Below are 24,174 nucleotides of genomic sequence, written 5' to 3' on the forward strand. Positions count from 1 at the left end.
TCCCATGGCCGATGTGAAGAGCCTCGTACGGGCGCTCGCACCGCACGAGATCGAGCAGATTCACCGGATCGGACCCACCGGACCGCTCACCCCGAAGCTCCTGCACGCCATCGATCGTGCAGCCGGCGGCCCCGGCGAGGGCCGGGGCTACTACATCTATGGACGGCCTGCGGAGCCGGACCGGCCACGACCGTTCGTCCTGCGTGACGACGTCTGTGCGGAACTGTTCGGCGGTCGCCAGGTGGGTTGACCCGACGGATCGGTGACGTGGCTGGTCGGTGACGGGGCCTGGTCGGTGACCGATGTGCGGTTTCGCAGGGCCCCTCCAGACCCCTTCGCTGATTCCACCCCGGATTTCGCTGCTGATCCCCAGGCGGGGTGGCCCCGCCGCCCGGTGTCGGAGACGATGGTGGTGTGAAGCACTTTTCCGGAACCTCGGCCTCCGGTGCGTCGTCGGGCCCGCTCCCCGGCGCCTCTGATCCCGCGCGACTGCCTGCGGGTGCCGCCGATTCCTCGGGCTTGCCGCCAGGCACCGTCCTCCGTCTGCAGCGGACCGGACCCGGCGCCGACCTCCCGTCCACCACGGCCATGCTCCGGGTCCTCGACGATGCCGAACGGGCGCGCGCGGCCCGGACCGTCGATGCCACGCAGTCCGCCTCCTTCATTGCGGGCCGGTACCTGCTGCGAGTCCTTGCCGCCGACCTGCTCGGCACCCGGGCCGATCTGTTCGTGTCCTGCTTCGAGTGTCCTGTCTGCGGACCGGCCGGTGTGACTGATCACGGCAGACCGGCCTACCTGCTCGACGGCGGACGCGTGCCGCTGGCGCTCAGCCTGTCGCGGGCGGAAGGCTTCGTCCTGCTCGGAGCACTCGGAGCGCCCGAGAGTCAGGGGCGTCACGGGAGCCACCGGAGGAGCAGAAGCCACAAGAGTCGCGGGAGTCTCCGGGGACGCGACGTGAACGGGTCGCCGGTGTCGCACGACGTCCAGTCACCGTCACGGGCGGGAATCGGTGTGGACCTCACTGCCGTCGCCCCAGTGGAGTTCAAGGGTTTCGACGATGTGGCCCTGACCCCCGGGGAACGGCAGATGATCGACGGGCTCCCAGCCGGCGATCGCAGAGTGGCCCGCGCACGCTTATGGGCCCGCAAGGAAGCCCTGGTGAAAGCGTTGGGTACAGGCTTCAGCGATCGTGGCCCGGACGCGGTCGAGGTGTTGAGCGACCACAGGGTCACCGATCGACCGTCGGTCGGGGACGAGTCGCTGGAACCCCTGGGGCTCGTCGCCGCCGTCGCCGTCGTCGCCGTCAGCCCGTGAGGAACGGATCGCACTCCGAGCCCAGTCGGTCGGTAAGACGCCCTGCACGCGCCGATGCCGCGCTGCACACGTCAAGAGACAGCATGCGTTCCCGATGCCGCGCCGCCCACGCCAAGACGCTGCGCCCACGCCGCGCCGCACACATCAAGAGCCTGCGTCCACGCCGCGCCGCACACGCCAAGAGCCTGCGCCCACGCCGCGCCGCCCACGTCAGAGGTCGGGCAGCCGCCTCGAGAGCAGCCATCGCACCAGGAGGTCCCCGACGCCGGCACCCGGGAGCGTATGCACCGCGAAGGCGATGAAGTCGGCCGTGGTGGTCGTCCCGTAGCGCTGCTCGGTGGACCAGGCGCGCAGGAGGGCGAAGAAGGCGTCGTCGCCTGCGGCCTTCCGGAGTGCGTGCAACGTCAGGGCGCCGCGTTTGTAGACGCGGTCGTCGAACATGTCGTCCGCACCGGGGTCGGCGAGGACGAGGTTCTGGGGTAAGCGGTCGAGACGCTGGTGGGCGGACCGCGCGTGCGCGTCCGCCGTCGTCGCTCCGCTGGCCTCCGACCAGATCCATTCGGCGTAGCAGGCGAAGCCCTCGTGCAGCCAGATGTCCTGCCAGCGCGCGGCAGTGACGGAATTGCCGAACCACTGGTGCGCGAGCTCGTGGGCGATCAGCCGCTGCGCATCCCAGCCCAGATCGAGGTGGTTGCGCCCGATGATGGCGAGCGTCTGCGCCTCGAGGGGGATCTCGAGGTCGTCGTCGGCGACGACCACGAGGTACTGCGCAAAGGGGTAGGGCCCGAAGCACTCCTCGAACACGGACATCATCCGGTGCTGACGCACCAGCGACGCCTTGGCCGCCGGAGCGAGGGACGGCGGCACGGCGGCGTATACCGGGACGGGGGCGCCCTCCGGGCGCTGCACACGCGGTGCGCCCACGGCAGGGAGGCCGACGGCGGGTCCTGCGGGGTCGTTCAGTGCCACGAGGGCGTAGCGTCCTATCTGCACCGTGGCGAGGTAGGTGGCCATGGGTTCGGCCTGCTCGTAGGTCCAGGTGGTCCGGCTGGATCTGTCGACCCGGGAGACGAGGACCCCGTTGCAGACGGCCCGGTAGCCGGCATCGGTGGTGACCGCGATCCGGTAGGCCGCCTTCTGCGAGGGGTGGTCGTTGCACGGGAACCAGGACGGAGCACCGGTGGGCTGACCGGCCACGAGGACGCCGTCGGTCAGTTCCTCCCACCCGATCTCGCCCCACATCCCGGTCAGGGGCCGGGGGTTGCCCTCGTAGCGGATGTCGAGCCGGAACGTGGCGCCGGCCGGTACCGGGTCGCGGAAGGTGATGACCAGCTTGCCGCCACGGTCCTTGAAGGACCGGATACGGACGACGTCGGAGGTGACCCGGGTGGTGCGGAGCCCCTCGAGATCGAGTTCGACGTGGTGCAGTCCCCGGTGCGCGGTCACCGTGAGGGCGGCACGACCGGCCAGGCGATTGCTCGCGAGCCGGTAGTCCAGGGCGAGGTCGTAGTGGTCGACACGATAGGAGGTGCTGCCGTTGGTCGGGGTGTACGGGTCAGGGGCGAACCTCTCGGAACTGGTGCTCACGCACCGTCTCCCGGACCCGGCCAGGAGCTGACCGGGTTCCCCATCCAGTAGGTCCCTGCAGGGACGGTCTCGCCACGCATCACGAGTGACGCCGGCCCCACGGTGCCACCCTGGTCGATTCGTGCGGCGGGGAGGATCACGCTGTGGGGCCCGAGGGTCGCTCCTGCAGCGAGCTCCACGGTGTCCATGCTCATGATCCTGTCATGGAAGAGATGGGTCTGCACGACGCACCCGCGGTTGACAGTGGACCCGGTGCCAAGGGTCACGAGATCCGCTTCGGGCAGCCAGTAGCTCTCGCACCAGACCCCGTGCCCGATCTTCGAGCCGAGGGCACGCAGCCACCAGACCAGCGACGGCGTCCCACTGGCGGCCCGCGCGAACCATGGGGCGCTGACGCTCTCGATGAACGTGTCCACCACCTCGTTGCGCCAGATGAAGGAGCTCCACAGCGGGTGCTCGCCCGCCGTGATCCGGCCGACCAGCACCCACTTCGCGACGACGGCGCTGGCGGCGGCGACAGCGCCCAGCAGGGTGAACACGAACCCGCTCAGCAGGGCTGCTACGAGGTATCCGCCCCAGAGGGCCAGCGCATCGAAGATCACGAAGGCGGTGACGGCGATCGTGACGGTGAGGACCACCGGCACCACACGACACAGTTCCCAGAACGCACGCGCCATCTTCAGGCGCCCGGGCGGCTGGAACGTGCGGCTCTGGTCCCCCGTGACGGCGAGCCGGCGCAGGCGGGAGGGCGGGCTGCCCAGCCAGGAACTGCCGGCCTTGGCCTTCGCCGGTGTGGCCGACAGCACCGCGACGAGCGCGTTCTTCGGCACCCGCCGACCCGCCGACGTCATGCCCGAGTTGCCGAGAAAGGCACGCCGGCCGATCTTCGCGGGGGCGATGCGCAGATACCCGCCGCCGAGCTCGTAGGAGGCGACCATGGTGTCGTCCGCGAGGAAGGCGCCCTCGCCGATCGTGGTCATCTTCGGGATGAGGAGCACCGTGGATGCCTCGACGTTGCGGCCCACCCGTGCCCCGAGGAGCCTCAGCCAGACGGGCGTGAACAGGCTCGCGTAGAGCGGGAAGAGGAGGTCCCGTGCCATGTCGAGGGTGCGCTCCGTGGCCCAGATCTGCCAGCCGATGCGGCTGCGTGCCGGGTAGTGGCCCTCCCGCAGGCCGATACCCAGCAGCCGGACCGTGGCGAGCACGAGGGCCGCGGTGACGATGAGCCAGAGGACGGCTGCGAGCGCCACCGGTCCCACGAGGGTCGGCCACGCGGAGGACAGGGACGATGTACCGCGTAGTGCCGCCACGACGGGCAGGGCGGCGACGACGGCGGCAGCGTACGGGATGAGTGCGAGCGCCCCCGAGGCCGCGGCGAACGCCGCGAACGACAAGCGGGAGCGGAGCCTGGAGCGGGCGGGTGGGGGGGCCGGCCACTCCTGCTTGGCCCGGCCCGCCCGGGTGGCGGGCGATCCCGAGAAGAGCTGTCCGCGCCGGACGACGCCCTGCACCGCCGAGCCGGGGGCCACCTCGGCGCCGTCTCCGATCCTCGCTCCCGGCATCAGCGTGCTGCGTGCCCCGACCACGGCTCCCGCGCCTACGGTGATTCCCCCGATATGGATGCGGTCGCCGTCGATCCACCAGCCCGAGAGGTCCACCTCCGGTTCCACCGACGCACCGGTGCCCAGCGTGAGCAGGCCCGTGACGGGCGGGACGGAGTGGAGGTCGACGTCGGACCCGATGCGTGCACCCAGCGCGCGCGCATACATCTGCACCCAGGGCGCGCTCGCAAGACTGACTGCCCCGACGCTGTCCGAGATCTGTTCGGCGAGCCAGAGCCTCAGGTGCACCCTCCCGGACCGCGGGTAGACGCCGGGCTCCACGCCTCCCAGCAGGAGGCGGGCTGCGAGGACGGACAGACCCATCCGGCCGAACGGGCTGACGAACACGAGCCAGGACAGCGCCACCCACCACCACGACAGGGTGGCCGCCGCGGTGAGGACCCCGAGCCCGTCAAGGACGTTACTCACGATCATCGCGTACGTGAGCCAGCGCATGCCGGCCAGGAACTGCAGCGGAATGCCCATGATGGTCTGGAAGACCTGCGACCTGCGTGCCGTGCGCAGGACGTCGCGCTCGGGTGCGGGGGGCTGCGCGTCGCCGTCGCCCGTCTCCGCGGCGAAGGCGGCGAGCGCGCCGAGCCGTGGGTGGGCGTAGATGTCGGCGACGGTGACGACCGGGTAGCGGGTGCGGATCAGCGACACGAGCCGGGCGGCGGCGAGCGACCCGCCGCCGTGCAGGAAGAAGTCGGCGTCCTCGTCCGCCGGGACGGTCCCGAGGACTGCTGCCCACTGGTCCGCGATCCACCGGACCCGGGGATCGAGGTCCTCCAGGCTGCCGGGTGCGCCCGGGTCGCCGACGCCGGCGAGCGGCCAGGGCAGGGCGTTCCGATCCACTTTGCCGCTGGTCTTCGTGGGCAGGGCGTCGGCGACGGTGAGCAGCGGCACGAGTGCGGCGGGCAGCTCCTCGGCGAGCAGTGTGCGCAGGGCCGTGAGATCGGGCTCTCCGCCGGCCGGGACGAGGTAGCCGACGAGGAGCTGGTTGCCCGACGACGTCGACCGGACGGCGGCGGCGGCACCGGCGATCCCGGGCAGGGCCTGGAGTGCCGCATCCACTTCGCCGAGCTCGATGCGGCGTCCGCCGAGCTTGACCTGGTCGTCGGCCCTGCCGACGAAGACCAGCCCGGCCGCCTGCAGCTGCACGAGGTCACCGGAGCGGTAGGCACGCCGCCATCCCAGCGAGGGCATCGGTGCGTACTTCTCGGCGTCCTTGGCCGGGTCGAGGTAGCGGGCCAGGCCCACTCCCCCGATGATGAGCTCACCCGTGCCTCCCTCCGGGACGGGTGTGCCGGACTCGTCGACGACGGCGAGGTCCCAACCGTCCAGGGGCAGGCCGATACGCACCGGACCCTCGTCACCGAGACGTGCGGCGCAGGCGACGACGGTCGCCTCGGTCGGACCGTAGGTGTTCCAGACCTCGCGGTCGTCGACGGCCAGGCGCTGCGCGAGGTCCGGCGGGCAGGCCTCCCCGCCGAAGATCAGGAGGCGGACGTTCTCGAGCGAGTCGGCGGGCCACAGCGCCGCCAGCGTGGGCACGGTGGACACGGCGGTGATGCCGCGGGCGATCAGCCAGGGCCCGAGGTCCACGCCGGTGCGGACGAGGGCGCGGGGCGCCGGGACGAGGCACGCACCGTGCCGCCAGGCCAGCCACATCTCCTCGCAGGATGCGTCGAACGCGACGGAGAGCCCGGCCAGGACGCGGTCGGTGGGCCCGAGGGGCTCGTCCCGCAGGAACAGCCGCGCCTCCGCGTCGACGAAGGCGGCTGCCGAGCGGTGCGTGACGGCGACGCCCTTCGGCGTGCCGGTGGAGCCCGACGTGAAGATGATCCAGGCGTCGTCGTCCGGTGTGGGCTCTCCGGGAATTCCCCGGCGTGCGCCCGGCCCGGTGACCACAGACAGGCCGTGTCCGACGACGACGCCGACACGGGCTTCCGTGAAGACGACGCGGGCGCGTTCGTCCGGGTCGTCGGCGTCGACCGGTACGTAGGCCGCACCTGCCGCGAGGGCGCCGAGGATCGCGATGTACAGCTCGTTGGTGCCCGAGGGCAGGCGTACTCCGACGGTGTCGCCCCGGCCCACGCCGGTGGCCCGGAGGGTGGCGGCGAACCGGTCGGCTGCTGCTGCCAGCTCCGTGTAGCTAAGGTCTTCGGTGCCGTCGTCGAGGGCCGAGGCGCTGGGGTGTTCGGCGGCCGTGGCCCGCAGGACGTCCAGGAGCGTCCGGGGCGACGGCGCCCGACCGGATGCAGTGAGCCGTGCGGCGACGGGTGCGGCGTGGGTGCTGGTCTCGGGCGAGGGGATGGTCACGGCTGGATTCTTCCGGTACGAAGTGAACAGCAGGTGAGCGGCGGCGCCGTCGCCCGCACCGCCCGGGGATAGTTTACCCGCGGGCGCAGCCGCCGTCCGGGACAGCCCATTCGGCCTAGACTTGCCGGGTGAGCACTCCCATCCCCACCCCCTACGAGGACCTGCTGCGCGACGTCATGGCGAACGGTGTGGCCAAGAGCGACAGGACCGGAACCGGTACCCGGAGCGTGTTCGGCCGGCAGCTCCGCTTCGACCTCAGCGAGTCCTTCCCCCTCGTCACCACCAAGCGCGTGCACTTCAAATCCGTGGCGCTGGAACTGCTCTGGTTCCTCCGCGGGGATTCCAACGTGCGCTGGCTGCAGGAGCGCGGCGTGTCCATCTGGAACGAGTGGGCGGACGACGACGGCGAACTCGGCCCCGTCTACGGTGTCCAGTGGCGGTCGTGGCCGACGCCCGACGGCGGTCACATCGACCAGATCGCCCAGGTGGTCGAGGCACTGAGGACGAACCCCGACTCCCGCCGCCACCTGGTCTCGGCCTGGAACGTCTCCGAGCTGCACAACATGGCGTTGCCGCCGTGCCACGTGTTCTTCCAGTTCTATGTGAGTCCCGGCATCGACGGTGGCCCCGGCCGACTCTCCTGCCAGCTGTACCAGCGGTCCGCGGACACCTTCCTCGGGGTCCCCTTCAACATCGCCTCCTACGCCCTGCTGACCCTGATGGTCGCCCAGCAGACCGGCCTCGAACCCGGCGAGTTCATCTGGACCGGCGGTGACGTCCATGTGTACGACAACCATGTGGAGCAGGTGACCGAGCAACTGTCCCGGAAGCCCTACCCGTACCCCCGCATCGAGCTGAACCGGACACCGGACAGCATCTTCGACTACGCCCTGGAGGACTTCGACGTGATCGACTACCAGCACCACCCCACCATCAAGGCACCGGTGGCAGTATGACCTCGGTCTCCTCACCCGGCACCCTGAGCGTCGCCGATGCCGTCGGGGCCCGGCCCGTGATTGGCATGATCTGGGCACAGACCGAGGACGGCGTGATCGGCAAGGACGGCGGCATCCCTTGGCACGTGCCGGAGGATCTGGCGCACTTCAAGGCGACGACGACGGGACACCCCGTGATCATGGGCCGTCGTACCTGGGAGTCCTTCCCCTCGACGTTCCGCCCACTGCCGGACCGCACGAACATCGTCGTCTCGGGATCCGGCGTGGACCTGCCCGGTGCCGTCGTCGTCGATTCGCTCGAGGCCGCCTTCGACGCCGCCCGGACCAGTCCCGGAGCCGACGAGATCTGGGTCATCGGCGGGGGGCGCGTGTATGCCGACGCCATGCAGCACGCCAATGCGGCCCTCGTCACCGTCGTCGAATCAGCGGCGGAGGGCGACACCCTGGCACCCCTGCTCGGACCTGAGTGGTCGCTGGCGGCACTGACCCCCGAAGCGGGCTGGCTGGAGTCCGCGAAGGGCACCCGCTATCGCATCAGCCTCTGGACGAAGCAGGGCTGAGGTCGGAGGCTTCTCGGTCACAAACCGTCGCGTGTGCAGAGCCTCTGCCTAGACTGGACGGCATGACTTCAACACCCGAGACTTCCGCCACGCCCTCCGTCGGTTTCGTGGGCTGGCGCGGCATGGTGGGCTCGGTCCTCATGCAGCGCCTCCAGGACGAGGGGGACTTCGCCAGGATCAACCCCGTGTTCTTCTCGACGTCGGCTGCCGGCGGAGCTGCGCCGACGTTCGCGGAGGGCACCGGTACGCTGCAGGACGCGTACGACGTCGAGACGCTCGGCAAGCTGCCGATCATCGTCACCGCCCAGGGCGGTGACTACACAGCGGAGGTCTATCCCAAGCTGCGCGATGCCGGGTGGCAGGGCCTCTGGCTCGATGCCGCCTCGACGCTGCGCATGGAACAGGACAGCATCATCGTCCTCGACCCGGTCAACCGTGAGGCCATCGATGCCGGACTTGCGCGTGGTGTCCGCGATTTCATCGGCGGCAACTGCACGGTGTCCTGCATGCTCATGGGGCTCGGCGGGCTGTTCCGCAACGGTCTCGTGGAGTGGGGCACGTCCATGACCTACCAGGCCGCCTCGGGTGGCGGTGCCCGGCACATGCGGGAGCTGCTCAACCAGTTCGGTGCGCTGCACGGCACCGTCGCCGTCAATCTCGACGACCCCGCCTCCGCGATCCTCGACATCGACCGGGCGATCCTCGCCAAGCAGCGGCACCCGAGCCTCGAAGCGAGCCAGTTCGGTGTGCCACTGGCAGGGTCGGTGATCCCCTGGATCGACAGCGACCTCGGCAACGGTGTCTCCCGTGAGGAGTGGAAGGCCGGAGCGGAGACCAACAAGATCCTCGGTACCGCGACACGGATCCCCTTCGACGGCCTCTGCGTCCGGGTGGGTGCCATGCGCTCGCACTCGCAGGCGCTGACCCTCAAGCTGACGCAGGACCTGCCGGTCAGCGAAATCGAGTCGATCCTGGCGGCGGACAACGAGTGGGTACGCGTCATCCCGAACACCAAGGCCGATACCGTCGCCGGACTGACGCCGGTAGCGGCGACCGGCTCGCTGGAGATCCCGGTCGGGCGGATCCGCAAGCTCGAGATGGGCCCGGAGTACATCAGCGCGTTCACGGTGGGCGACCAGCTGCTGTGGGGAGCGGCCGAGCCACTCCGCCGGATGCTGATGATCGCGACCGGCAACCTCTGACGAGTGGCCCCGTGGGGCAGTGAGATCTGAGGGTCCATCGCGTCACTGGCCTCCGGACGGTGCTGGACCCATCCCACCGATGGGCGTCCTCTGACGAGTGGCCTCGTAGGGCAGTGAGATCTGAGGGTCCATCGCGTCACCGGCCTCCTGACGGTGCTGGACCCATCGCACCGGCGGGTGTCCCGGGCTGGGCATGCCAGTACCTGTTCCGTCGTGTGCTGTTTCCGTGTCGACCCAGATGGGGCGGTGGGGTGAACCACGGTATGCCGTTGTGCGATGTGACGGTCCAGAGGCCGTCATGGATGGTGTGGTGGTGGTGGGCACACAGCAGTACTCCGTTGGTGATGCCGGTGGTATCCCCGCGGGACCAGGGCATCATGTGGTGGGCTTCGCACCACGTGGCCGGGATAGTGCAGTCCGGGAACGCACAACCCCTGTCCCGGGCAACCAGCGCCCGACGCATGTGCGGCGGGAAGAGCCTGCCGGCGCGACCGATATCGAGGATTTGCCCCTCACCACCGAGGACCAGTGGGATGAGGTCCGCGTCGCAGGCGATCCGCCGGATGCTCCGGGCGCTCAGCTGCTCGGCGAAGACGGCACGCCCGGACCCGGTTCCGACCGTCCGGCTACCGGCGAAGGCATCAGCGAAGGCACGTCGACCGTCGATGTCTCTGCCGCGGACGCGCGGATCGATGATTCCTGGAGCGATGGCTTCTGGGTGGTTCGTCCGTCGACCGCCAGTGGTGCGGACGTCGCCGCTGCCGCGAGCGTCGCGGATGTCGGCCAGGAGGTCTCGGTAATCGATGGTGACCATGACCTGGGGCCGATGCCCACCGGTTGCGGGCAGGCCGGAGGAGGACAGGGCGATCCTGCACGCGCCGACCAATCCGTCGAGTAGGCTTTGCGCCCGGGTCGGACGTTCCTGCACGGCGGGTGAAGATTCGCCGTCACTACGCTCCGCCAACGCTTCAGTGCTGCTCAGGCGATGCGGCTCGTCCGGCGTGCGGTTAGTGGGAGTCCGCGGGTTCGTCACGGTGGTCATGGCTGTGACCAGATGCTCGAACTGTTCGTCGGTAGCCCCGATCTCGAGAATGCGCAGTCCGTTGCGCCGGCCCCGGATGAACACGCCCTGACGGCTGCGCAGAATCTTCTCCGTGGGTTCCTGACCGTCCTGGTCCAGAACGGTCTCCCAGCGACGGGCGACGACGCGCAGGACGTCCTCATCGGATTCCAGCGCCTGCCGGGTGAGATGATGCTCCATCGACACGAGATGCTCTGGGGCGGCCAGGCAGCGGACTCGTTCCACGGCAGAACAGATGGCCGTCGCCGCGCGCCCGCTCAGGGTCCCCGAGGCGAACGCAGCGCTCACAGCCGCCGACTGCGGCTCGAGGAACGACCCCGAAGGAGCGGTGCCGGGCAATACGCTACGTGCAAGATCCAGCCTGCGCTTCGCCTCAGCGCGGCTGATACCCAATCTGGCACGCAGGTAGTCCACACACGACCTGAATCGGGTCCCGCCCGCATCATCCACTGCACCGTCTCCGGACGTCTCCGATTGGGCCCCATCGACTGTTCCTGATGTTCTGAGGGACTGTGCCGCCCGGGCCTGGAGAGAACCCGCATCACGAGGCTCGTCACCCGACGCCAGGTCCCTCTCCTCGGCCATGCCCGCGGCGAATACCTGGAGGTAGTCGACCACCCGGGAGATATCCTCCACGTCGACCAGCGTCTGCACCACTTCGGTCCGCGCCAGCATCCGGCCCTGAACCGTCAACGAGTCGGCCATCTGCACCAGCGCGGCATACACGGATCCCAGGGAGACGTCCGGGTCTCCTGAGGTCTCCAACGGTGCGATAGCCATACCTGATTTTGTCGAACATGCGTACTATTCGGGAGCTGAAGATCGCTATGTTGATAAGTCGACGACGACAAAGTCCCGCACCACGACCCCGACTATGGATCAGTCGCCGGTCCCGAGATCAGCCCTGCCTGACGGTCGTGCGAAAAGGTCGGAGGGTGCCGGGAGGATAGGCCCATGGATCCCATGAACGCCGATATCGTCCTCCGGCGCTTCTTCGCGGCCAGCGGCCATACGCGGCACCCGGAGAGCCTGCTGCGGTACGAGCGGATCCAGCACCATCTCCGCAGCTACCTCGAGCATGTTGCCGCGACCAGACTGACGGGCACCGACCGGGAACTACTCGCACTGGAACGCCAGTTCGGCACCGAGGAACCCTACGCCACCGTCATGGGTGCACGACAGCTGCTGCACGCCCTGCCCGAGTTCCTTGCAGCACCACAGCTTCTTCCCGACTTCCACGACCGCCTCGCGCAGATCAGCGTCGCCTCCCGCCTCGCCCAGTGGCTCTGCTCACGACAGCTCGTGCAGCGGGAGGACAGTTGGGACGACGTCGTGCTCACCCGTGCCGCCGCCGAACAGGCTCGCCGCTCCCCCGCCCGCTGAAGGGCCCCGACCAGTACGGCCGGTACCGCACGCAGCGCGGATCACCGGCCATCGGAAGCCCGGATCATCACCCCGATGGTGTCGGCCGCTCACGCTGTCCGAATCCTGGCACTACCGAAAGCCCCCATGCGGCCGGCCCACCGACAGGCAGGACGCCCGACGGGAGGCGCAACAGCTAGAGGACGCAGTTGATGAGCAACGGCTCCGGCTCCAGGCGGATACCGAAGGACCGGTCCACCCCGTCCCGCACCAGGCGGGCGACGGACAGCAGGTCCGACGTCGAGGCACCACCCCTGTTGGTCAGGGCCAGCGTGTGCTTCGTCGACAAGGATGCCCGACCACCGGCGGCAACGAAACCGTCGTCGTCCGAGAGACCGAACCCCTTCGCGAATCCGGCGTGCTCGATGAGCCAGGCCGCGCTCAGCTTCACCAGACCGTCCTCACCGGCCGGATACCGGGGAGCATCGGCCGGCAGCCGGTCGGCGACGCCCTCCGGGACGATCGGATTGGTGAAGAACGAGCCCGTGCTCCAGGTGTCCGGGTCCGGTGCGTCCAGCACCATGCCCTTGCCGGCACGCAGCCTGAGCACCTCACGGCGTACGTCATTGGCATAGGCACGCGCGCCGACCTCGACGCCGAGTGCCCGGGCCAGCTCTGCATACCGGATCGGCGTGCTCATGCGCCCCAGGCCGAGCTGGAACTCGACCGTCAGGACCACGTATCTCGGCGACCCGTCGACGGTGCTGCGCTTGAGCAGGGAGTCCCGGTAGCCGAACTGCAGCTCGAAGTTGGTGAAGCTCTTGATGCTGTCCGTCTCGCGGTCGAAGGTCCGCACTGTGGCGATGGTGTGGGACACGTCCGAGCCGTAGGCGCCGACGTTCTGGACCGGGGTTGCGCCCGTCGAGCCCGGGATGCCCGACAGGGCCTCCAGGCCGGTGAACGCGTGCAGCACGGTGTACTTCACGAGGTCGTCCCAGTCATGGCCCGCCTGCACCTTCACCATGACGCCGCCACAGGTGGCGTCGTCGTCGTTGACGGTGAACCCACTCGAGGTGATGCGGACGACGGTGCCCTCGAAACCGTCGTCACCGATCAGCAGGTTCGACCCGCCGCTGATGATGAGCAGCGGATCCCCCGCGGCATCGGCTGCCCGGACGGCCTCGACGATCTCCTGTTCGGTCGCGGCCTCCACGAGCGTGCGTGCAGGCCCTCCGACGCGCGCCGTCGTGAGGTCGGCCAGCAGCGTACCGGTCAGTGGCACGGTCATGGCAGCTTCACCACGGCCTGCGCCTTCACGAGCACCTTCTGTCCATTGAACGTCACGGTGAGGTCGATCCTCGCCGTCGACCGCTCGGCGTCGATCGCCCCGACGACGCCGGTGACCTCCACCACGGCCCCCGGCCTGCCGGGTTCGGCCGTGGTGTCCTCGACGAGAACGGGCTTGGTGAAACGGGTCTGGTAGTCGACGACGGCGGCAGGGTCACCGGCCCAATCGGTGACGAGTTGGACGACGGAGCCCATGGTGAACATGCCGTGGGCGATCACGCCCGGCAGCCCGACCCCCTCGGCGAAGGCCTGGTTCCAGTGGATCGGGTTGAGGTCTCCCGAGGCGCCCGCGTACCGGACGAGGTCCTGGCGCGTGATGTCGACGGTGGTGGAGCCGATCTCCTGGCCCACCTCGAGCGTGCTGATGGATACTGCCATGGCTACTGGTCCTCCCCTCGGACGAGGAGGGACGACGTCGTCGTGGCCGTCGGCTCGCCGTCGACGGTCGAGATCTCCGCCCGCGTGGTGATCATCGCTCCGCCGCCCATCGCCCGCACCTGGTCCACGTGGAGCTCTGCGACGAGCTGGTCGCCGGCGAGGATGGGGCGGTGGTGGACGAAACGCTGATCCGCATGGACGACACGCGTGAAGTCGATCCCCGCGCTCGGATCGGCGATGAGCTGCGCGTCGGCCCGCTGCGCGACGATGATCGCGAAGGTCGGCGGAGCCACGAGGTCCCGATGCCCCAGTGCTGCCGCGGCCTCGACGTCGTAGTGGGCCGGGTGCGTCGCCTTGACGGCCCGGGCGAAGTCACGGATCGCCTCACGGCCCACGGAGTAGGTCTCTCCTGCGGGGTAGCTGCGCCCCTGCAGGTCTGGGTCGATGGTCATGGTTCCTCCGATGGAAACGGCGTCGGGCGGGTGGGAGATCCTGGCTGAAGGCACAGAGAAGGGGCGACGGGCGTCGTGCGGGCTCAGCGCTTGTCCCTGAGGCGGCGACGGGTGTCGCGCGAACGCACCACCATACCCGCGAGGTGACACACCATGCCGGCCACGATGATCGGGATGCCGGTGAGGACGAGCGACCTCTGGTCCGTGACCGCTCCGACCACGGCGATGAGGATGCCGAGCCCCGTGGTCACGAGTGCTGAGACCACCAGCTTGCGGTACAGGTCCGAGCCGGACTCCCAGGGCGTATTCAGCATGTTCCGATTCTACTGCCGCCCGCTCACCGCTCATCAGAAGAGCGCTTCCTGGACGGCAGGCACCGCGGTACTGAAGTCCCCGCGCCGCAGCCTCCGGCCCTTCAGCTGGGAGAGGTCCGCCACGAACACGAGGTCCGCGCCGTCGATCGACACCAGCGCCGACGGACCGAGCACCTCACGGACGGTGACACCGTGCCGGCCGCGGCCCAGCGGCTCCGGATACGGCTGCAGCCCCCGGTAGCCCAGAACCCTGGCCCACGACGACGGCGGCTCGAACTCCTCGTGCACCACCTCGAACCCCTCGATCCCCATGCCCCCACCCAGCAGCCCGCGGACCGCCAGCGCGAAGCCGTCATTGACGTGCTCCAGCTCGACCGGAGGCAGCGGCGCACACAGGGCTGCAGCCTTGGTGGCGGAGCGCACGGCCTGCTGAAGACCGACGGTGCGGGTGACCTCGTCCTCCAGGATCCGGACGATCCGCCCGTCGCGGGCATACGCGACGTACTGCGCCACGACGGCACCCTGCTCCACGAGGCGGGCCCGCTTCCGCAGGTCCGACGCCGTCCCGACCTTCGTCGACCCGTCCGCGAAGGTGGCCACGTACAGCCAGTGGGGCTGGTCGAGGTAGCGTTTCAACCCGGCCGGGGCGATGCCGGAGCGGTGGATGTCGTGCATGAATCGGAGGTCGTCCTGCGCGAAGCACCGGCCGCACTGGGAGCCGCGCTCGGCCGGAGCCTGCTCGGCGCAGGGCATCCAGGTGCGATCGTCCCGTCCATGGACCCGATGGAAGCCGAGGCAGTACTTCTCCTCGGCGGTGACCTCGAAGGCCAGTCTCGTGTCCGGGGTGAGCAGCAGCTCACGCCGCGTCCCGTCGTGGTCGACGGAGTCCGCAGGGAGCGCCTGGACCTCGTGCAGGGACAGGGCCGGCCCTGCGTCGTGCCAGGTCACCCCGCTACAAAGATAAGTGGGTTCCACGGAACCAGCGTATGGGCACGCACCGACAACGACGGCGGAGGCGGGTTCCGGGACAGTCGGCCGGCCGGGCCCGCCGCGCACTGGACATCAGATCCGGGTACCGCACACCGGACACCGGGGTTCATGCGACTCTGGCGCCCGCTCCGGACGTCGGGGACACTGGTGCCGCACCACCCGCGCGCCCGCCCGACCGGGCGCCCCGACGTCCAGGAGGATCCCGCCATGGAAAGCGACGAACGACCCGGAACGGTCCTGTCCGCGGCCGAGGCATGGGACCGGTTGAAGCACTGCGAATACGGTCGCCTCGCCGTGAGTGTCATGGGTGAACCGGACATCTACCCGCTCAACTTCGTCGCACACGACGGGGCCCTGTTCATGCGCACGAATCCCGGCACGAAGCTGGCCGAACTCACGGTGAACGAGCGCGTCGCCTTCGAGGTGGACGAGGTGAACGGCGACGAGGCCTGGAGCGTGGTGCTCAAGGGCACGGCGCGGGTCATCGTGGCGCAGTCCGAGGTGGACGCGGCGGACACGCTACCGCTCAAGCCGTGGATCCCGACGCGGAAGTACACCTATGTGGAGATCACGCCCACGTACATCCAGGGCCGCCACTTCGAACTCGGCGACGAGCCGGAGCGGTACTGACGAGCTGGAGCGGTACAGGGCAGCCGGTGGTCACGACCCCGATTCGTTCAGAAGCACGCGGCTGAGGTCGTAGGCCGCCGGGAGGTCGAGCTGCTCGAACGTACAGGAGCGTGCCTCCCGGTCCGGCCGCCAGCGCTCGAACTGGACGGTGTGGCGGAAGCGGTCGCCCTCCATCTGGTCGTACCGCACCTCGACCACGCGGCGCGGATGGAGCCGGATGTAGGAGACGTCCTTCGCGGCGGCGAACCGGCTCCGCTCGGTCGCACCCCGTTCCGCCGCCCCGTCGTCGTCACGCATCACGTCGTGCTCCAGCTCGTCGACCAGCTCCCGCCGGCGCGTGTCGGAGAACGCGGAGATCCCGCCGACGTTCCGCAGGTCCCCGTCGTCGTCGTAGAGACCGAGCAGCAGCGATCCGACGCCCTGTCCCGACTTGTGGATCCGGTACCCGAGCACCACGGTGTCGGCGCTGCGATGGTGCTTGACCTTGAGCATGCGCCGCCTGTTCGGCTCGTACCCGGCGGCCAGGGGCTTCGCGACGACGCCGTCGAGTCCGGCGCCCTCGAACTCGACGAGCCAGCGACGCGCCAGGTCGACGTCGGCCGTGACCTGTGACAGATGAACAGGCGCGGCGAAGGACCTCCCCACACCTTCGAGGGCTTTCCTCCGCTCGCCGAAGGGGGCATCCATGAGGTCGTCGCCGTCCAGGGCGAGGAGGTCGAAGGCGATGAACGACGACGGCGTCTTCTCGGCGAGGAGCCGCACCCGGCTCTCCGCGGGGTGGATGCGCTGCGACAGGGCGTCCCAGTCGAGCCGCTCCGCACCGGGCTCTCCCCTGCGCACCACGATCTCGCCGTCGACGACACAGCGCGCCGGGAGGCTCCCGAGCAGTGCGTCGACGAGTTCGGGGAAGTACCGGGTGAGCGTCTTCGAGCCCCGGCTGCCGATCTCGCAGGTGCCGTCCGCGATCCGCACGATCGCCCGGAAGCCGTCCCACTTGGGCTCGTACACGAGGCCGCCCGCCACGCTGCCCGGTTCGGGGACAGCAGGAACGGCCTTGGCGAGCATGGGCTGGATCGGGAACGGGAGGTCGGTCATGCACTGATCCTGTCGTATGCTGCCGGGCTGCGCCATGACAGGGCGGGCCCGGCCGAAAAGGGACAGGGCGGGCCCGGCCGAAAAGGTCGCAGGGCCCGCCGCACGGCGGACCCTGCGACCCAGGAGTCGTCGGTGAAGCGCCCGCTACGGGGTCTGGCCCTCGTGGGGGCCTTCCTCGATCTCCTCCAGGAGCTTGTCGTTGAACGCCTCGAGATCCTCGGGGCTGCGGCTCGTGACCAGCCCCTGGTCCACCACGACCTCCTCGTCGCTCCAGTTGGCACCGGCGTTCTTCAGGTCGGTGGCGAGCGTGTGGTAGGACGTCAGGTCCCGGCCGTTCACCACACCGGCGTCGATCAGCAGCCAGGCACCGTGGCAGATGGATGCGACGGGTTTGTGCTGCTCGAAGAACGCACGGGCGAAGGCCTGGGCGTCCTTGTCGACGCGCAGGAAGTCGGCGTTCACGACGCCACCCGGCAGGACGAGGGCGTCGTAGTCGTCGGCCTTCGCGTCGGCCACGGCGAGGTCCACGTCGAAGGTGTCCCCCTTGTCCATGCCGTCGAAGCCCTGCAGGGTCCCGGTCTTCGGCGAGACCAGGGTGGGGATGCCACCGGCGCCCTTGACGGCGTCCCAGGGACTCGTGAGCTCGATCTGCTCCACTCCGTCCGTCAGCAGGAACGCGACCTTCTTGCCGGAGATGTTGTGTTCGGACATGCTGTTCTCCCTTGTGTAGAGCGTGGCTGTCGTACCGCCTCCAGCCTAGGAATGCTCCGGATCATAAGCAAGCTGAGCATTCGTCTGGACACCGCCGGGACCGGATCAGGACCGCTTCGGCCGGGCCCGGACGTGCATGCGCTCGCCCTGCCGTCCGAAGAGGCTGATGAGCTCCACGGGCCTGCCATCGGCGCTGGCGAACCAGTGGGGCGTCCTGGTGTCGAACTCGGCGGCCTCCCCGGGCCCGAGCACGAAATCCTTGTCCGCGAGGACGAGTCGGAGGGAGCCGTTGAGGATGTACAGCCACTCATAGCCCTCGTGGACCTGCGGATCCGGCTCGCTCCCGCGCGCATCGCCGTCGAGCACCATCTTGAACGCCTGCATGCCGCCGGGACGGCGCGTGAGGGGGATGGCGGTGATCCCGTGGTACTCGACGGGCCGGAGGTGGATGCGGGGGTCGCCGGTGGGCGGAGCGCCGACGAGGTCGTCGAGCGGCACCCCGTACACCCGGGCGATGGGCAGGAGGATCTCGAGGTTGGGGCGCCGTCGGCCGGATTCCAGCCGCGACAGCGTGCTCACGGAGATCCCTGACGCCGAGGACACGTCCCCGAGCGTGAGGCTGCGCTGCGCCCTCAGGGCTCGGAGGCGAGGCCCCACGGCGTCGAGCACGGCATCGAGATCTGCAGTCATGGCTCCAGTTTGCCACAACAGCAAAGGATCTTGCTGTTTCGGAGGATGCGGCCCGATGCTGGAGGTATCCACGAACCGGGAAGGAATTACCATGTCGCCCCTCGATCCAACCCTGCAGGAGCGGTACGACGTCGTCGTCATCGGCGGTGGGCCCGCGGGCCTGAGCGCTGCCGTGACGTTGAGCCGTGCCCTGCGCTCCGTCCTCGTGCTCGACGCCGGCAGGCCCCGAAACGCACCCGCGCAGGGTGTCCACGGCTTCCTGACCCGGGAAGGGATCAGCCCCCTGGCCCTGCTCGGGGCCGGTCGCGCGGAAGCCGAATCCTATGGAGCGACGCTCGTCCAAGCCGACGCCGTCCGCCTCGAGCGGGGGGCCGACGGATTCGACGTCGTGCTGGCCGATGGACGGAGCGTGCTCGGGAGGCGCGTGCTCCTCGCCACGGGCCTCACGGACGGGCTGCCGGACCTTCCCGGCCTCCGCGATCAGTGGGGAGCCGGCGTGGTGCACTGCCCGTACTGTCACGGGTACGAGATCCGCGGCCGGCGCATCGGAGTCCTCGGCACGGGCCCGATGTCGATCCACCAGGCGCTCCTGTTCCGGCAGTGGTCGGAACACATCACGCTGTTCCTCAATGACACGGTGAGCCCGACGGACGAGGAATGGGACAGCCTGGCCGCCCGGTCGATCCGCGTCGCGGACGGCGCCGTCACCTCCGTCGACCAGGTGGACGACACCCTGACAGGGGTGACCCTGCGGGGCGGCGCGACCTTCGCCCTGCAGGCCCTCGCGGTCGGGACACGGATGGAGGCCCGCGGGAGCCTGCTCGAAACGATGGGCATCGCGCCGGAGGCCCACCCGTCCGGCATGGGGCACGCCATGGCGCCCGGACCGATGGGTGCCACCGCGGTGCCCGGCGTGTACGTGGCGGGCAACGTCTCGAACCTGTCCGCGCAGGTCGTGGTCGCCGCCGCCGAGGGCACCACCGCGGGTGCGGCGATCAACGCCGATCTGGTCCAGGAGGAGACGGCCTGGGCCGTCGAGGGGTACCGCGGCCCCTTCTCGGCGTCGTCCGAGGCCGGGGTCTCGGAGCGTATCCTTGGACTCCGCCGCCACGGACTGGACCAGCCGGCCACGGGCGCCCCCGCATCCGGCGGCTCCAATCATCGGGAAGAGGTACACCGTGTCGGCTGAGTACACGCAGGAGTTCTGGGACGACCGCTACCGGCAGCATGCGGCGCGGATCTGGAGCGGCAACCCGAACCGGCAGCTCGTCGCCGCAGCGGAGGACCTGCCACCGGGCAGGGCGCTCGACGTCGGCTGCGGGGAGGGTGCCGACGCCGTGTGGCTCGCCGCCCGGGGGTGGACCGTCCTCGGCATCGATGTCTCCGAGGTGGCACTCTCCCGCGCACGGGCCCACGCCGGGGAGTACGAGGGGACGATCGCGGACCGCCTTCGGTGGCGGCAGGTGGACCTGCTGGCCTCGCCGGAGCTCCCGGGCGGACAGGACCTCGTCTCGGTGCAGTTCATGCACCTGCCCGACCCGGACCGTTCACGGATCTTCCGGCAGCTTGCGGCGCTCGTCGGCGTGGGCGGCACGCTCCTGATCGTCGGCCACGACCCCTCGGACCGGCACGCCGGTGTGGGACGCCCACCGCACGCCGAGGTGTTCTACACCCCGGAGCAGCTCGCCGCCCTGCTCGACGACTCCTGGGACATCCGGGCCTGCGAGTCCCGGCCGAGGACGCAGCGCACCGCGGACGGCCATGACGTTCCCATCAGGGACGCCGTCCTGCAGGCGGTACGGCTCCGCTGAGGCCGACGCAAGGCCGGGACCGCACGGCACCGCCCGCGACCCGCCAGCGGGCTCCTCGGTAGCCTCGGAGGATGGAGTGGATCAGCGACGGGTACGTCAATTTCGCGAGCATCATCGATGACGCCACCCTGGCCCAGAACAGGATGACCAGTTCCATGCCGTTCGTGTACCCGCACCTCGCGTCGATGCCCGATGCCCACCTGGGTCTGGGGTGCGCCGTCGGGTCCGTCCTGCCGACTCTCGGCGCGATCATCCCCGCGGCGGTCGGCGTCGACATCGGGTGCGGCATGGTCGCCGTGCACACGGATCACACGGCACGGGACCTGGTGCGGCTGGACCGACGCACGCTCCGCGAGGCCATCGAACGGGCCGTACCGCTCTCGGCCGGCAACAACAACAGGCGCGTGAGCGCCTCGGCGCAACCCCGCATCGACGCCCTCGAGCAGGACGCCCGGTCCGCCGGCTTCGACCCGGCGACCTACGTGAGGCAGTGGCGGTTGCAGCTCGGCACCCTCGGCTCGGGGAACCACTTCATCGAGGTGTCCCTCGACGAGGAGGACGACGTCTGGCTGTTCCTGCATTCGGGGTCGCGGGGCATCGGGAACCGGATCGCCCAGCGGCACATCCGAGCGGCGCAGGACTACTGTGCTTCGCGCTCCATCGCTCTCCCCCACCGGGACCTCGCGTACCTCGAGGAAGGCACCCCGGAGTTCGACCGCTACATCAGCGAGCTCCTGTGGGCGCAGAAGTTCGCCCTGCTCAACCGCGAGGAGATGATGGACCGCGTGGTGCGCCAGTTCACGGACTGGGTGGGCGGGCCGGTCCGGGAACGCGAGCGCATCAACTGTCATCACAACTACACGCACCGCGAGACGCACTACGGGAAGGACGTGTGGCTCTCCCGCAAGGGAGCGATCGCAGCCGACCCAGGGCGGCCAGGACTCATCCCGGGCTCCATGGGCACCCGCTCCTACGTCGTCACGGGGAAGGGCAACCGTGAGGCCATGGACTCGGCACCGCACGGGGCGGGCCGCGAGTACTCCCGCACCCGGGCCCGCAGGACCTTCACCCAGGATCAGCTCCGGGCAGCGATGCGCGGTATCGAGTTCAGGGACACGCCGGCGTTCCTCGACGAGATCCCCGCCGCCTACAAGGACATCGACGTCGTTCTGCAGGACGCGCGGGACCTCGTGGACGTCCGCCACACGCTCCGGCAGATCATCAACGTCAAGGGTGATTGACACGGACCCGTGACACGCAGAAGGCCCCGGAGCCGAAGCTCCGGGGCCTTCTGCTGTTCTTCGGTAGCGGTGGTGGGACTCGATCCCACGACCTCACGATTATGAGTCGTGCGCTCTAACCAGCTGAGCTACACCGCCCTAAATGAGTCTGCCCGCACCGATCGGATGATCGTCACGGGCCCCCTCATTTGCGAGCCCCCCACCGGAATCGATCCGGTGACCTCGTTCTTACCAAGAACGCGCTCTACCACTGAGCTAGGGGGGCAACAGCAAGAAACTTTACCAGTTCCCTGCCGCTGGTGCGAAATCGACAGCCGCCCTCAGGGGCGGACCCCGGATTCCGCGTCGGACCCGTGCAGGGCACGGGTCCGACGGGGTGGGTCAGTCAGGTGCTACCACTGCTCGGACTGCGTGCTGGGGCGTCCTGCCCCGGCGCCGGCGCCCTTGGCCTGGCGAGGCTTGCGGTTGGCGTCGCCCGAGAACCGGGTGTCGCCGTCGCGCTTGGGGAAGTCCTTCTTGAAGGGCTTCTTGAACTCGCCCGCACCACGGTTACCCGCGGGCTTGCGTCCCTTGTCGAGCTCCAGGTGGATCAGCTCGCCGCCGATCCGCGTCTTGGAGAGCGCCCGCAGCTGGTCCTTGGACAGATCGGCCGGCAGTTCCACGAGGCTGTGGTCCGCACGGATGTCGATGCCGCCGATCTGCGAGGAGGACAGCCCGCCCTCGTTCGCGATGGCCCCGACGATCGAGCCCGGCATCACGCGCTGGCGACGGCCCACCGCGATGCGGTAGGTGGCGTTGCCCTCGGTGAGCGTGCGCGTGGGGCCGCGGGACCCGAAGGCGTCCTTGCGTCCGTCGGCGCGCTCGCGCTGCCCGGCGGGGGCCACCGGGATGTCCTTGACCAGGACGGGCTGGCCGCCCTGGGCCATGACGGCGAGGGCCGCGGCGATCTCGGCCGCGGGCACGTCGTGCTCGGCCTCGTAGTTCGCGATCAGGTCGCGGAACAGCGAGACGTCCTCGGTGGCCAGGGTCGTGGTGATCTTGTCCGCGAACTTGCTCAGGCGCAGCTCGTTGATCTTCTCCGTGGAGGGCAGCTGCATCTGCTCGACCGGCTGGCGCGTGGCCTTCTCGATCGACCGGAGCAGGTACTTCTCACGGGGGGTGATGAACAGGATCGCGTCACCCGAGCGGCCGGCGCGGCCGGTACGCCCGATGCGGTGCACGTAGGACTCGGTGTCGTGCGGGATGTCGTAGTTCACGACGAGCGAGATGCGCTCCACGTCGAGTCCACGGGCTGCGACGTCCGTGGCGACGAGGATGTCGATCTTGCCGTCGCGCAGCGCCTCGACGGTGCGCTCGCGCTGCTGCTGGGGGATGTCCCCGTTGATGGCTGCAGCCGAGAAGCCCCGTGAACGCAACTTGTCCGCCAGGTCTTCGGTCGCCATCTTGGTGCGGACGAAGGCGATGATGCCGTCGTAGTCCTCCACCTCGAGGATGCGGGTCATGGCGTCGAGCTTGTGCGGGCCCATGACCTGCAGGTAGCGCTGACGCGTGTTGGTGCCCGTCGTCGTCTTGCCCTTGACCGAGATCTCGGCGGGGTCGTTCAGGTACTTCTTGGCGATGCGGCGGATGGCCGGGGGCATCGTCGCGGAGAACAGGGCCACCTGCTTCTCGGCCGGGGTCGAGGAGAGGATCTGCTCCACGTCCTCGGCGAAGCCCATGCGCAGCATCTCGTCGGCCTCGTCGAGCACCACGTACTCGAGGTTGGACAGGTCGAGCGAGCCCTTGGAGATGTGGTCGATCACGCGGCCGGGGGTGCCGACGACGACCTGCGCGCCGCGGCGGAGCCCGGCCAGCTGGGGGCCGTAGGGCGATCCGCCGTAGACGGGGAGGACGGTGAAGCCCTCCATGTGCTTGGCGTACGAGGTGAAGGCCTCCGCGACCTGTAGCGCGAGCTCGCGGGTGGGTGCGAGGACCAGGACCTGCGTGTTCTTGCTCGGGCCACCGTTGATGTCGGCGAGTTCGGCCATCTTCGACAGTGCGGGGATGGCGAACGCGGCGGTTTTGCCGGTGCCGGTCTGGGCGAGGCCCACGACGTCGCGGCCCTCGAGCAGTGCGGGGATGGTCGCTGCCTGGATGGGCGAGGGCTTCTCGTAGCCGACATCGGTGAGGGCTGCGAGGACACGGCCGTCGAGGTTCAGGTCGGTGAAGCGGATCTCCACGGCGTCGTCGTCGGCCGGTGCGGCGGGGGCCGCTGCGGTCTCGTCGGTGACGGGGGTGGAGTCGGTGATCTGTTCGGACAGGTATTCAGGCACGGGAAATAATCCTCCAGGTAGGTGCCGGACGGCCCTGGCAGGATGGAGCCCGCAGTGCCGAATGAACGTAGGAATCCGGCACTGTTTCAATCCCGGCGCCGAACTCCGGGCCACACGGTTCTCTCTGCTCTCTCAGCAGTGACGTGTGACGTTTCTTCTAGCCGGCGCTCCCTGATGAATCTGCTCGCGAGTCTGTGCTCCGAGCCCCAACACAACCA

General features: G+C 69.5%; 22 protein-coding genes and 2 tRNA genes. 10 read left to right on the forward strand and 14 right to left on the reverse strand.

The window, feature by feature from the left end; translation table 11 throughout:
* Window positions 1-4: 4 nt before the first annotated feature.
* On the forward strand, window positions 5-250 hold the full coding sequence (locus C4K88_RS09465) for a hypothetical protein (protein ID WP_104121402.1): 246 nt from the start codon (window positions 5-7) through the stop codon (window positions 248-250).
* A gap of 164 nt (window positions 251-414) precedes the next feature.
* Window positions 415-1,314, forward strand: coding sequence for a 4'-phosphopantetheinyl transferase family protein (locus C4K88_RS17765; RefSeq protein ID WP_241521813.1), 900 nt, complete (start codon window positions 415-417; stop codon window positions 1,312-1,314).
* A gap of 210 nt (window positions 1,315-1,524) precedes the next feature.
* On the opposite strand, the gene C4K88_RS09475 is transcribed toward C4K88_RS17765, so the two are convergent.
* Entirely contained in the window at window positions 1,525-2,901 is a 1,377-nt protein-coding gene (locus C4K88_RS09475; RefSeq protein WP_241521814.1) for a M1 family metallopeptidase, read from the reverse strand.
* Entirely contained in the window at window positions 2,898-6,824 is a 3,927-nt protein-coding gene (locus tag C4K88_RS09480) for a Pls/PosA family non-ribosomal peptide synthetase (protein ID WP_174705225.1), read from the reverse strand. The genes C4K88_RS09475 and C4K88_RS09480 overlap by 4 nt, the downstream gene beginning before the upstream one ends.
* Window positions 6,825-7,000: 176 nt before the next feature.
* Here C4K88_RS09480 and C4K88_RS09485 point away from each other — a divergent pair, with 176 nt between their 5' ends.
* The 3 genes from C4K88_RS09485 to asd all read left to right on the forward strand — a co-directional run bounded on the left by C4K88_RS09485 (window position 7,001) and on the right by asd (window position 9,542).
* Window positions 7,001-7,780, forward strand: a complete 780-nt coding sequence (locus tag C4K88_RS09485) for a thymidylate synthase (RefSeq protein WP_104121729.1) — start codon at window positions 7,001-7,003, stop codon at window positions 7,778-7,780.
* Window positions 7,777-8,340: a dihydrofolate reductase gene (locus tag C4K88_RS09490; RefSeq protein ID WP_104121404.1), complete on the forward strand. Its 564-nt coding sequence runs from the start codon at window positions 7,777-7,779 to the stop codon at window positions 8,338-8,340. Before C4K88_RS09485 ends, C4K88_RS09490 begins: the two co-directional genes overlap by 4 nt.
* 62 nt (window positions 8,341-8,402) lie before the next feature.
* On the forward strand, window positions 8,403-9,542 hold the full coding sequence (asd, locus tag C4K88_RS09495; RefSeq protein WP_104121405.1) for an aspartate-semialdehyde dehydrogenase: 1,140 nt from the start codon (window positions 8,403-8,405) through the stop codon (window positions 9,540-9,542).
* 136 nt (window positions 9,543-9,678) lie between these two features.
* Here the strand turns inward: asd and C4K88_RS09500 are convergent, their stop codons facing one another.
* On the reverse strand, window positions 9,679-11,403 hold the full coding sequence (locus tag C4K88_RS09500; protein WP_104121406.1) for an HNH endonuclease: 1,725 nt from the start codon (window positions 11,401-11,403) through the stop codon (window positions 9,679-9,681).
* Window positions 11,404-11,577: 174 nt separating this feature from the next.
* Here C4K88_RS09500 and C4K88_RS09505 point away from each other — a divergent pair, with 174 nt between their 5' ends.
* Window positions 11,578-12,006: a hypothetical protein gene (locus C4K88_RS09505; RefSeq protein WP_104121407.1), complete on the forward strand. Its 429-nt coding sequence runs from the start codon at window positions 11,578-11,580 to the stop codon at window positions 12,004-12,006.
* A 175-nt stretch (window positions 12,007-12,181) separates the two neighbouring features.
* Here C4K88_RS09505 and C4K88_RS09510 read toward each other — a convergent pair whose 3' ends face one another.
* The 5 genes from C4K88_RS09510 to C4K88_RS09530 all read right to left on the reverse strand — a co-directional run bounded on the left by C4K88_RS09510 (window position 12,182) and on the right by C4K88_RS09530 (window position 15,451).
* Window positions 12,182-13,273, reverse strand: coding sequence for a UDP-N-acetylmuramate dehydrogenase (locus C4K88_RS09510; RefSeq protein WP_438502341.1), 1,092 nt, complete (start codon window positions 13,271-13,273; stop codon window positions 12,182-12,184).
* Window positions 13,270-13,710: a MaoC family dehydratase gene (locus tag C4K88_RS09515; RefSeq protein ID WP_104121408.1), complete on the reverse strand. Its 441-nt coding sequence runs from the start codon at window positions 13,708-13,710 to the stop codon at window positions 13,270-13,272. The genes C4K88_RS09510 and C4K88_RS09515 overlap by 4 nt, the downstream gene beginning before the upstream one ends.
* Window positions 13,711-13,712: 2 nt before the next feature.
* Window positions 13,713-14,162, reverse strand: coding sequence for a MaoC family dehydratase N-terminal domain-containing protein (locus C4K88_RS09520; protein ID WP_104121409.1), 450 nt, complete (start codon window positions 14,160-14,162; stop codon window positions 13,713-13,715).
* 83 nt (window positions 14,163-14,245) lie between these two features.
* Window positions 14,246-14,476, reverse strand: a complete 231-nt coding sequence (locus tag C4K88_RS09525; protein WP_104121410.1) for a hypothetical protein — start codon at window positions 14,474-14,476, stop codon at window positions 14,246-14,248.
* Between the two features lie 33 nt (window positions 14,477-14,509).
* Entirely contained in the window at window positions 14,510-15,451 is a 942-nt protein-coding gene (locus C4K88_RS09530; protein ID WP_104121411.1) for a DUF2797 domain-containing protein, read from the reverse strand.
* A gap of 222 nt (window positions 15,452-15,673) precedes the next feature.
* Between C4K88_RS09530 and C4K88_RS09535 the strand changes: the two genes are divergently transcribed.
* Window positions 15,674-16,096, forward strand: coding sequence for a pyridoxamine 5'-phosphate oxidase family protein (locus C4K88_RS09535; protein ID WP_104121412.1), 423 nt, complete (start codon window positions 15,674-15,676; stop codon window positions 16,094-16,096).
* A gap of 30 nt (window positions 16,097-16,126) precedes the next feature.
* Here C4K88_RS09535 and C4K88_RS09540 read toward each other — a convergent pair whose 3' ends face one another.
* The 3 genes from C4K88_RS09540 to C4K88_RS09550 all read right to left on the reverse strand — a co-directional run bounded on the left by C4K88_RS09540 (window position 16,127) and on the right by C4K88_RS09550 (window position 18,592).
* Entirely contained in the window at window positions 16,127-17,191 is a 1,065-nt protein-coding gene (locus C4K88_RS09540) for an ATP-dependent DNA ligase (RefSeq protein ID WP_104121413.1), read from the reverse strand.
* Between the two features lie 144 nt (window positions 17,192-17,335).
* Window positions 17,336-17,902, reverse strand: a complete 567-nt coding sequence (locus C4K88_RS09545; protein ID WP_104121414.1) for a type 1 glutamine amidotransferase domain-containing protein — start codon at window positions 17,900-17,902, stop codon at window positions 17,336-17,338.
* Between the two features lie 105 nt (window positions 17,903-18,007).
* Window positions 18,008-18,592, reverse strand: coding sequence for a helix-turn-helix domain-containing protein (locus C4K88_RS09550; protein WP_104121415.1), 585 nt, complete (start codon window positions 18,590-18,592; stop codon window positions 18,008-18,010).
* Between the two features lie 91 nt (window positions 18,593-18,683).
* Between C4K88_RS09550 and C4K88_RS09555 the strand changes: the two genes are divergently transcribed.
* The 3 genes from C4K88_RS09555 to C4K88_RS09565 all read left to right on the forward strand — a co-directional run bounded on the left by C4K88_RS09555 (window position 18,684) and on the right by C4K88_RS09565 (window position 21,644).
* Window positions 18,684-19,781: an NAD(P)/FAD-dependent oxidoreductase gene (locus C4K88_RS09555; protein WP_174705226.1), complete on the forward strand. Its 1,098-nt coding sequence runs from the start codon at window positions 18,684-18,686 to the stop codon at window positions 19,779-19,781.
* Window positions 19,771-20,403, forward strand: coding sequence for a class I SAM-dependent methyltransferase (locus C4K88_RS09560; RefSeq protein WP_104121417.1), 633 nt, complete (start codon window positions 19,771-19,773; stop codon window positions 20,401-20,403). The genes C4K88_RS09555 and C4K88_RS09560 overlap by 11 nt, the downstream gene beginning before the upstream one ends.
* Window positions 20,404-20,474: 71 nt before the next feature.
* Window positions 20,475-21,644, forward strand: a complete 1,170-nt coding sequence (locus C4K88_RS09565; RefSeq protein WP_104121418.1) for an RtcB family protein — start codon at window positions 20,475-20,477, stop codon at window positions 21,642-21,644.
* 64 nt (window positions 21,645-21,708) lie between these two features.
* Here C4K88_RS09565 and C4K88_RS09570 read toward each other — a convergent pair.
* The 3 genes from C4K88_RS09570 to C4K88_RS09580 form a co-directional block, all read right to left on the reverse strand.
* Window positions 21,709-21,782: transfer RNA gene (locus tag C4K88_RS09570), tRNA-Met, on the reverse strand.
* Window positions 21,783-21,837: 55 nt separating this feature from the next.
* A tRNA-Thr gene (locus tag C4K88_RS09575) sits at window positions 21,838-21,909 on the reverse strand.
* A 127-nt stretch (window positions 21,910-22,036) separates the two neighbouring features.
* Complete coding sequence (locus C4K88_RS09580; RefSeq protein WP_438502342.1) at window positions 22,037-23,956, reverse strand: DEAD/DEAH box helicase; 1,920 nt, start codon at window positions 23,954-23,956, stop codon at window positions 22,037-22,039.
* Window positions 23,957-24,174 lie beyond the last annotated feature (218 nt).

The organism is Arthrobacter pityocampae (assembly GCF_002927275.1).
Classification (GTDB): domain Bacteria; phylum Actinomycetota; class Actinomycetes; order Actinomycetales; family Micrococcaceae; genus Arthrobacter_D; species Arthrobacter_D pityocampae.

Excerpts from the sequence above, each read along its gene's own strand:
- C4K88_RS09525 (WP_104121410.1), bottom strand. The coding sequence starts at position 14,476 with ATGCTGAATACGCCCTGGGAGTCCGGCTCGGACCTGTACCGCAAGCTG.
- C4K88_RS09520 (WP_104121409.1), bottom strand. The coding sequence starts at position 14,162 with ATGACCATCGACCCAGACCTGCAGGGGCGCAGCTACCCCGCAGGAGAG.
- C4K88_RS09465 (WP_104121402.1), top strand. The coding sequence starts at position 5 with ATGGCCGATGTGAAGAGCCTCGTACGGGCGCTCGCACCGCACGAGATC.
- C4K88_RS09555 (WP_174705226.1), top strand. The coding sequence starts at position 18,684 with ATGTCGCCCCTCGATCCAACCCTGCAGGAGCGGTACGACGTCGTCGTC.
- C4K88_RS09535 (WP_104121412.1), top strand. The coding sequence starts at position 15,674 with ATGGAAAGCGACGAACGACCCGGAACGGTCCTGTCCGCGGCCGAGGCA.
- C4K88_RS09550 (WP_104121415.1), bottom strand. The coding sequence starts at position 18,592 with ATGACTGCAGATCTCGATGCCGTGCTCGACGCCGTGGGGCCTCGCCTC.
- C4K88_RS09500 (WP_104121406.1), bottom strand. The coding sequence starts at position 11,403 with ATGGCTATCGCACCGTTGGAGACCTCAGGAGACCCGGACGTCTCCCTG.
- C4K88_RS09505 (WP_104121407.1), top strand. The coding sequence starts at position 11,578 with ATGGATCCCATGAACGCCGATATCGTCCTCCGGCGCTTCTTCGCGGCC.
- C4K88_RS09565 (WP_104121418.1), top strand. The coding sequence starts at position 20,475 with ATGGAGTGGATCAGCGACGGGTACGTCAATTTCGCGAGCATCATCGAT.
- C4K88_RS09540 (WP_104121413.1), bottom strand. The coding sequence starts at position 17,191 with ATGACCGACCTCCCGTTCCCGATCCAGCCCATGCTCGCCAAGGCCGTT.
- C4K88_RS09485 (WP_104121729.1), top strand. The coding sequence starts at position 7,001 with ATGGCGAACGGTGTGGCCAAGAGCGACAGGACCGGAACCGGTACCCGG.
- asd (WP_104121405.1), top strand. The coding sequence starts at position 8,403 with ATGACTTCAACACCCGAGACTTCCGCCACGCCCTCCGTCGGTTTCGTG.
- C4K88_RS09510 (WP_438502341.1), bottom strand. The coding sequence starts at position 13,273 with ATGACCGTGCCACTGACCGGTACGCTGCTGGCCGACCTCACGACGGCG.
- C4K88_RS09545 (WP_104121414.1), bottom strand. The coding sequence starts at position 17,902 with ATGTCCGAACACAACATCTCCGGCAAGAAGGTCGCGTTCCTGCTGACG.
- C4K88_RS09490 (WP_104121404.1), top strand. The coding sequence starts at position 7,777 with ATGACCTCGGTCTCCTCACCCGGCACCCTGAGCGTCGCCGATGCCGTC.
- C4K88_RS09515 (WP_104121408.1), bottom strand. The coding sequence starts at position 13,710 with ATGGCAGTATCCATCAGCACGCTCGAGGTGGGCCAGGAGATCGGCTCC.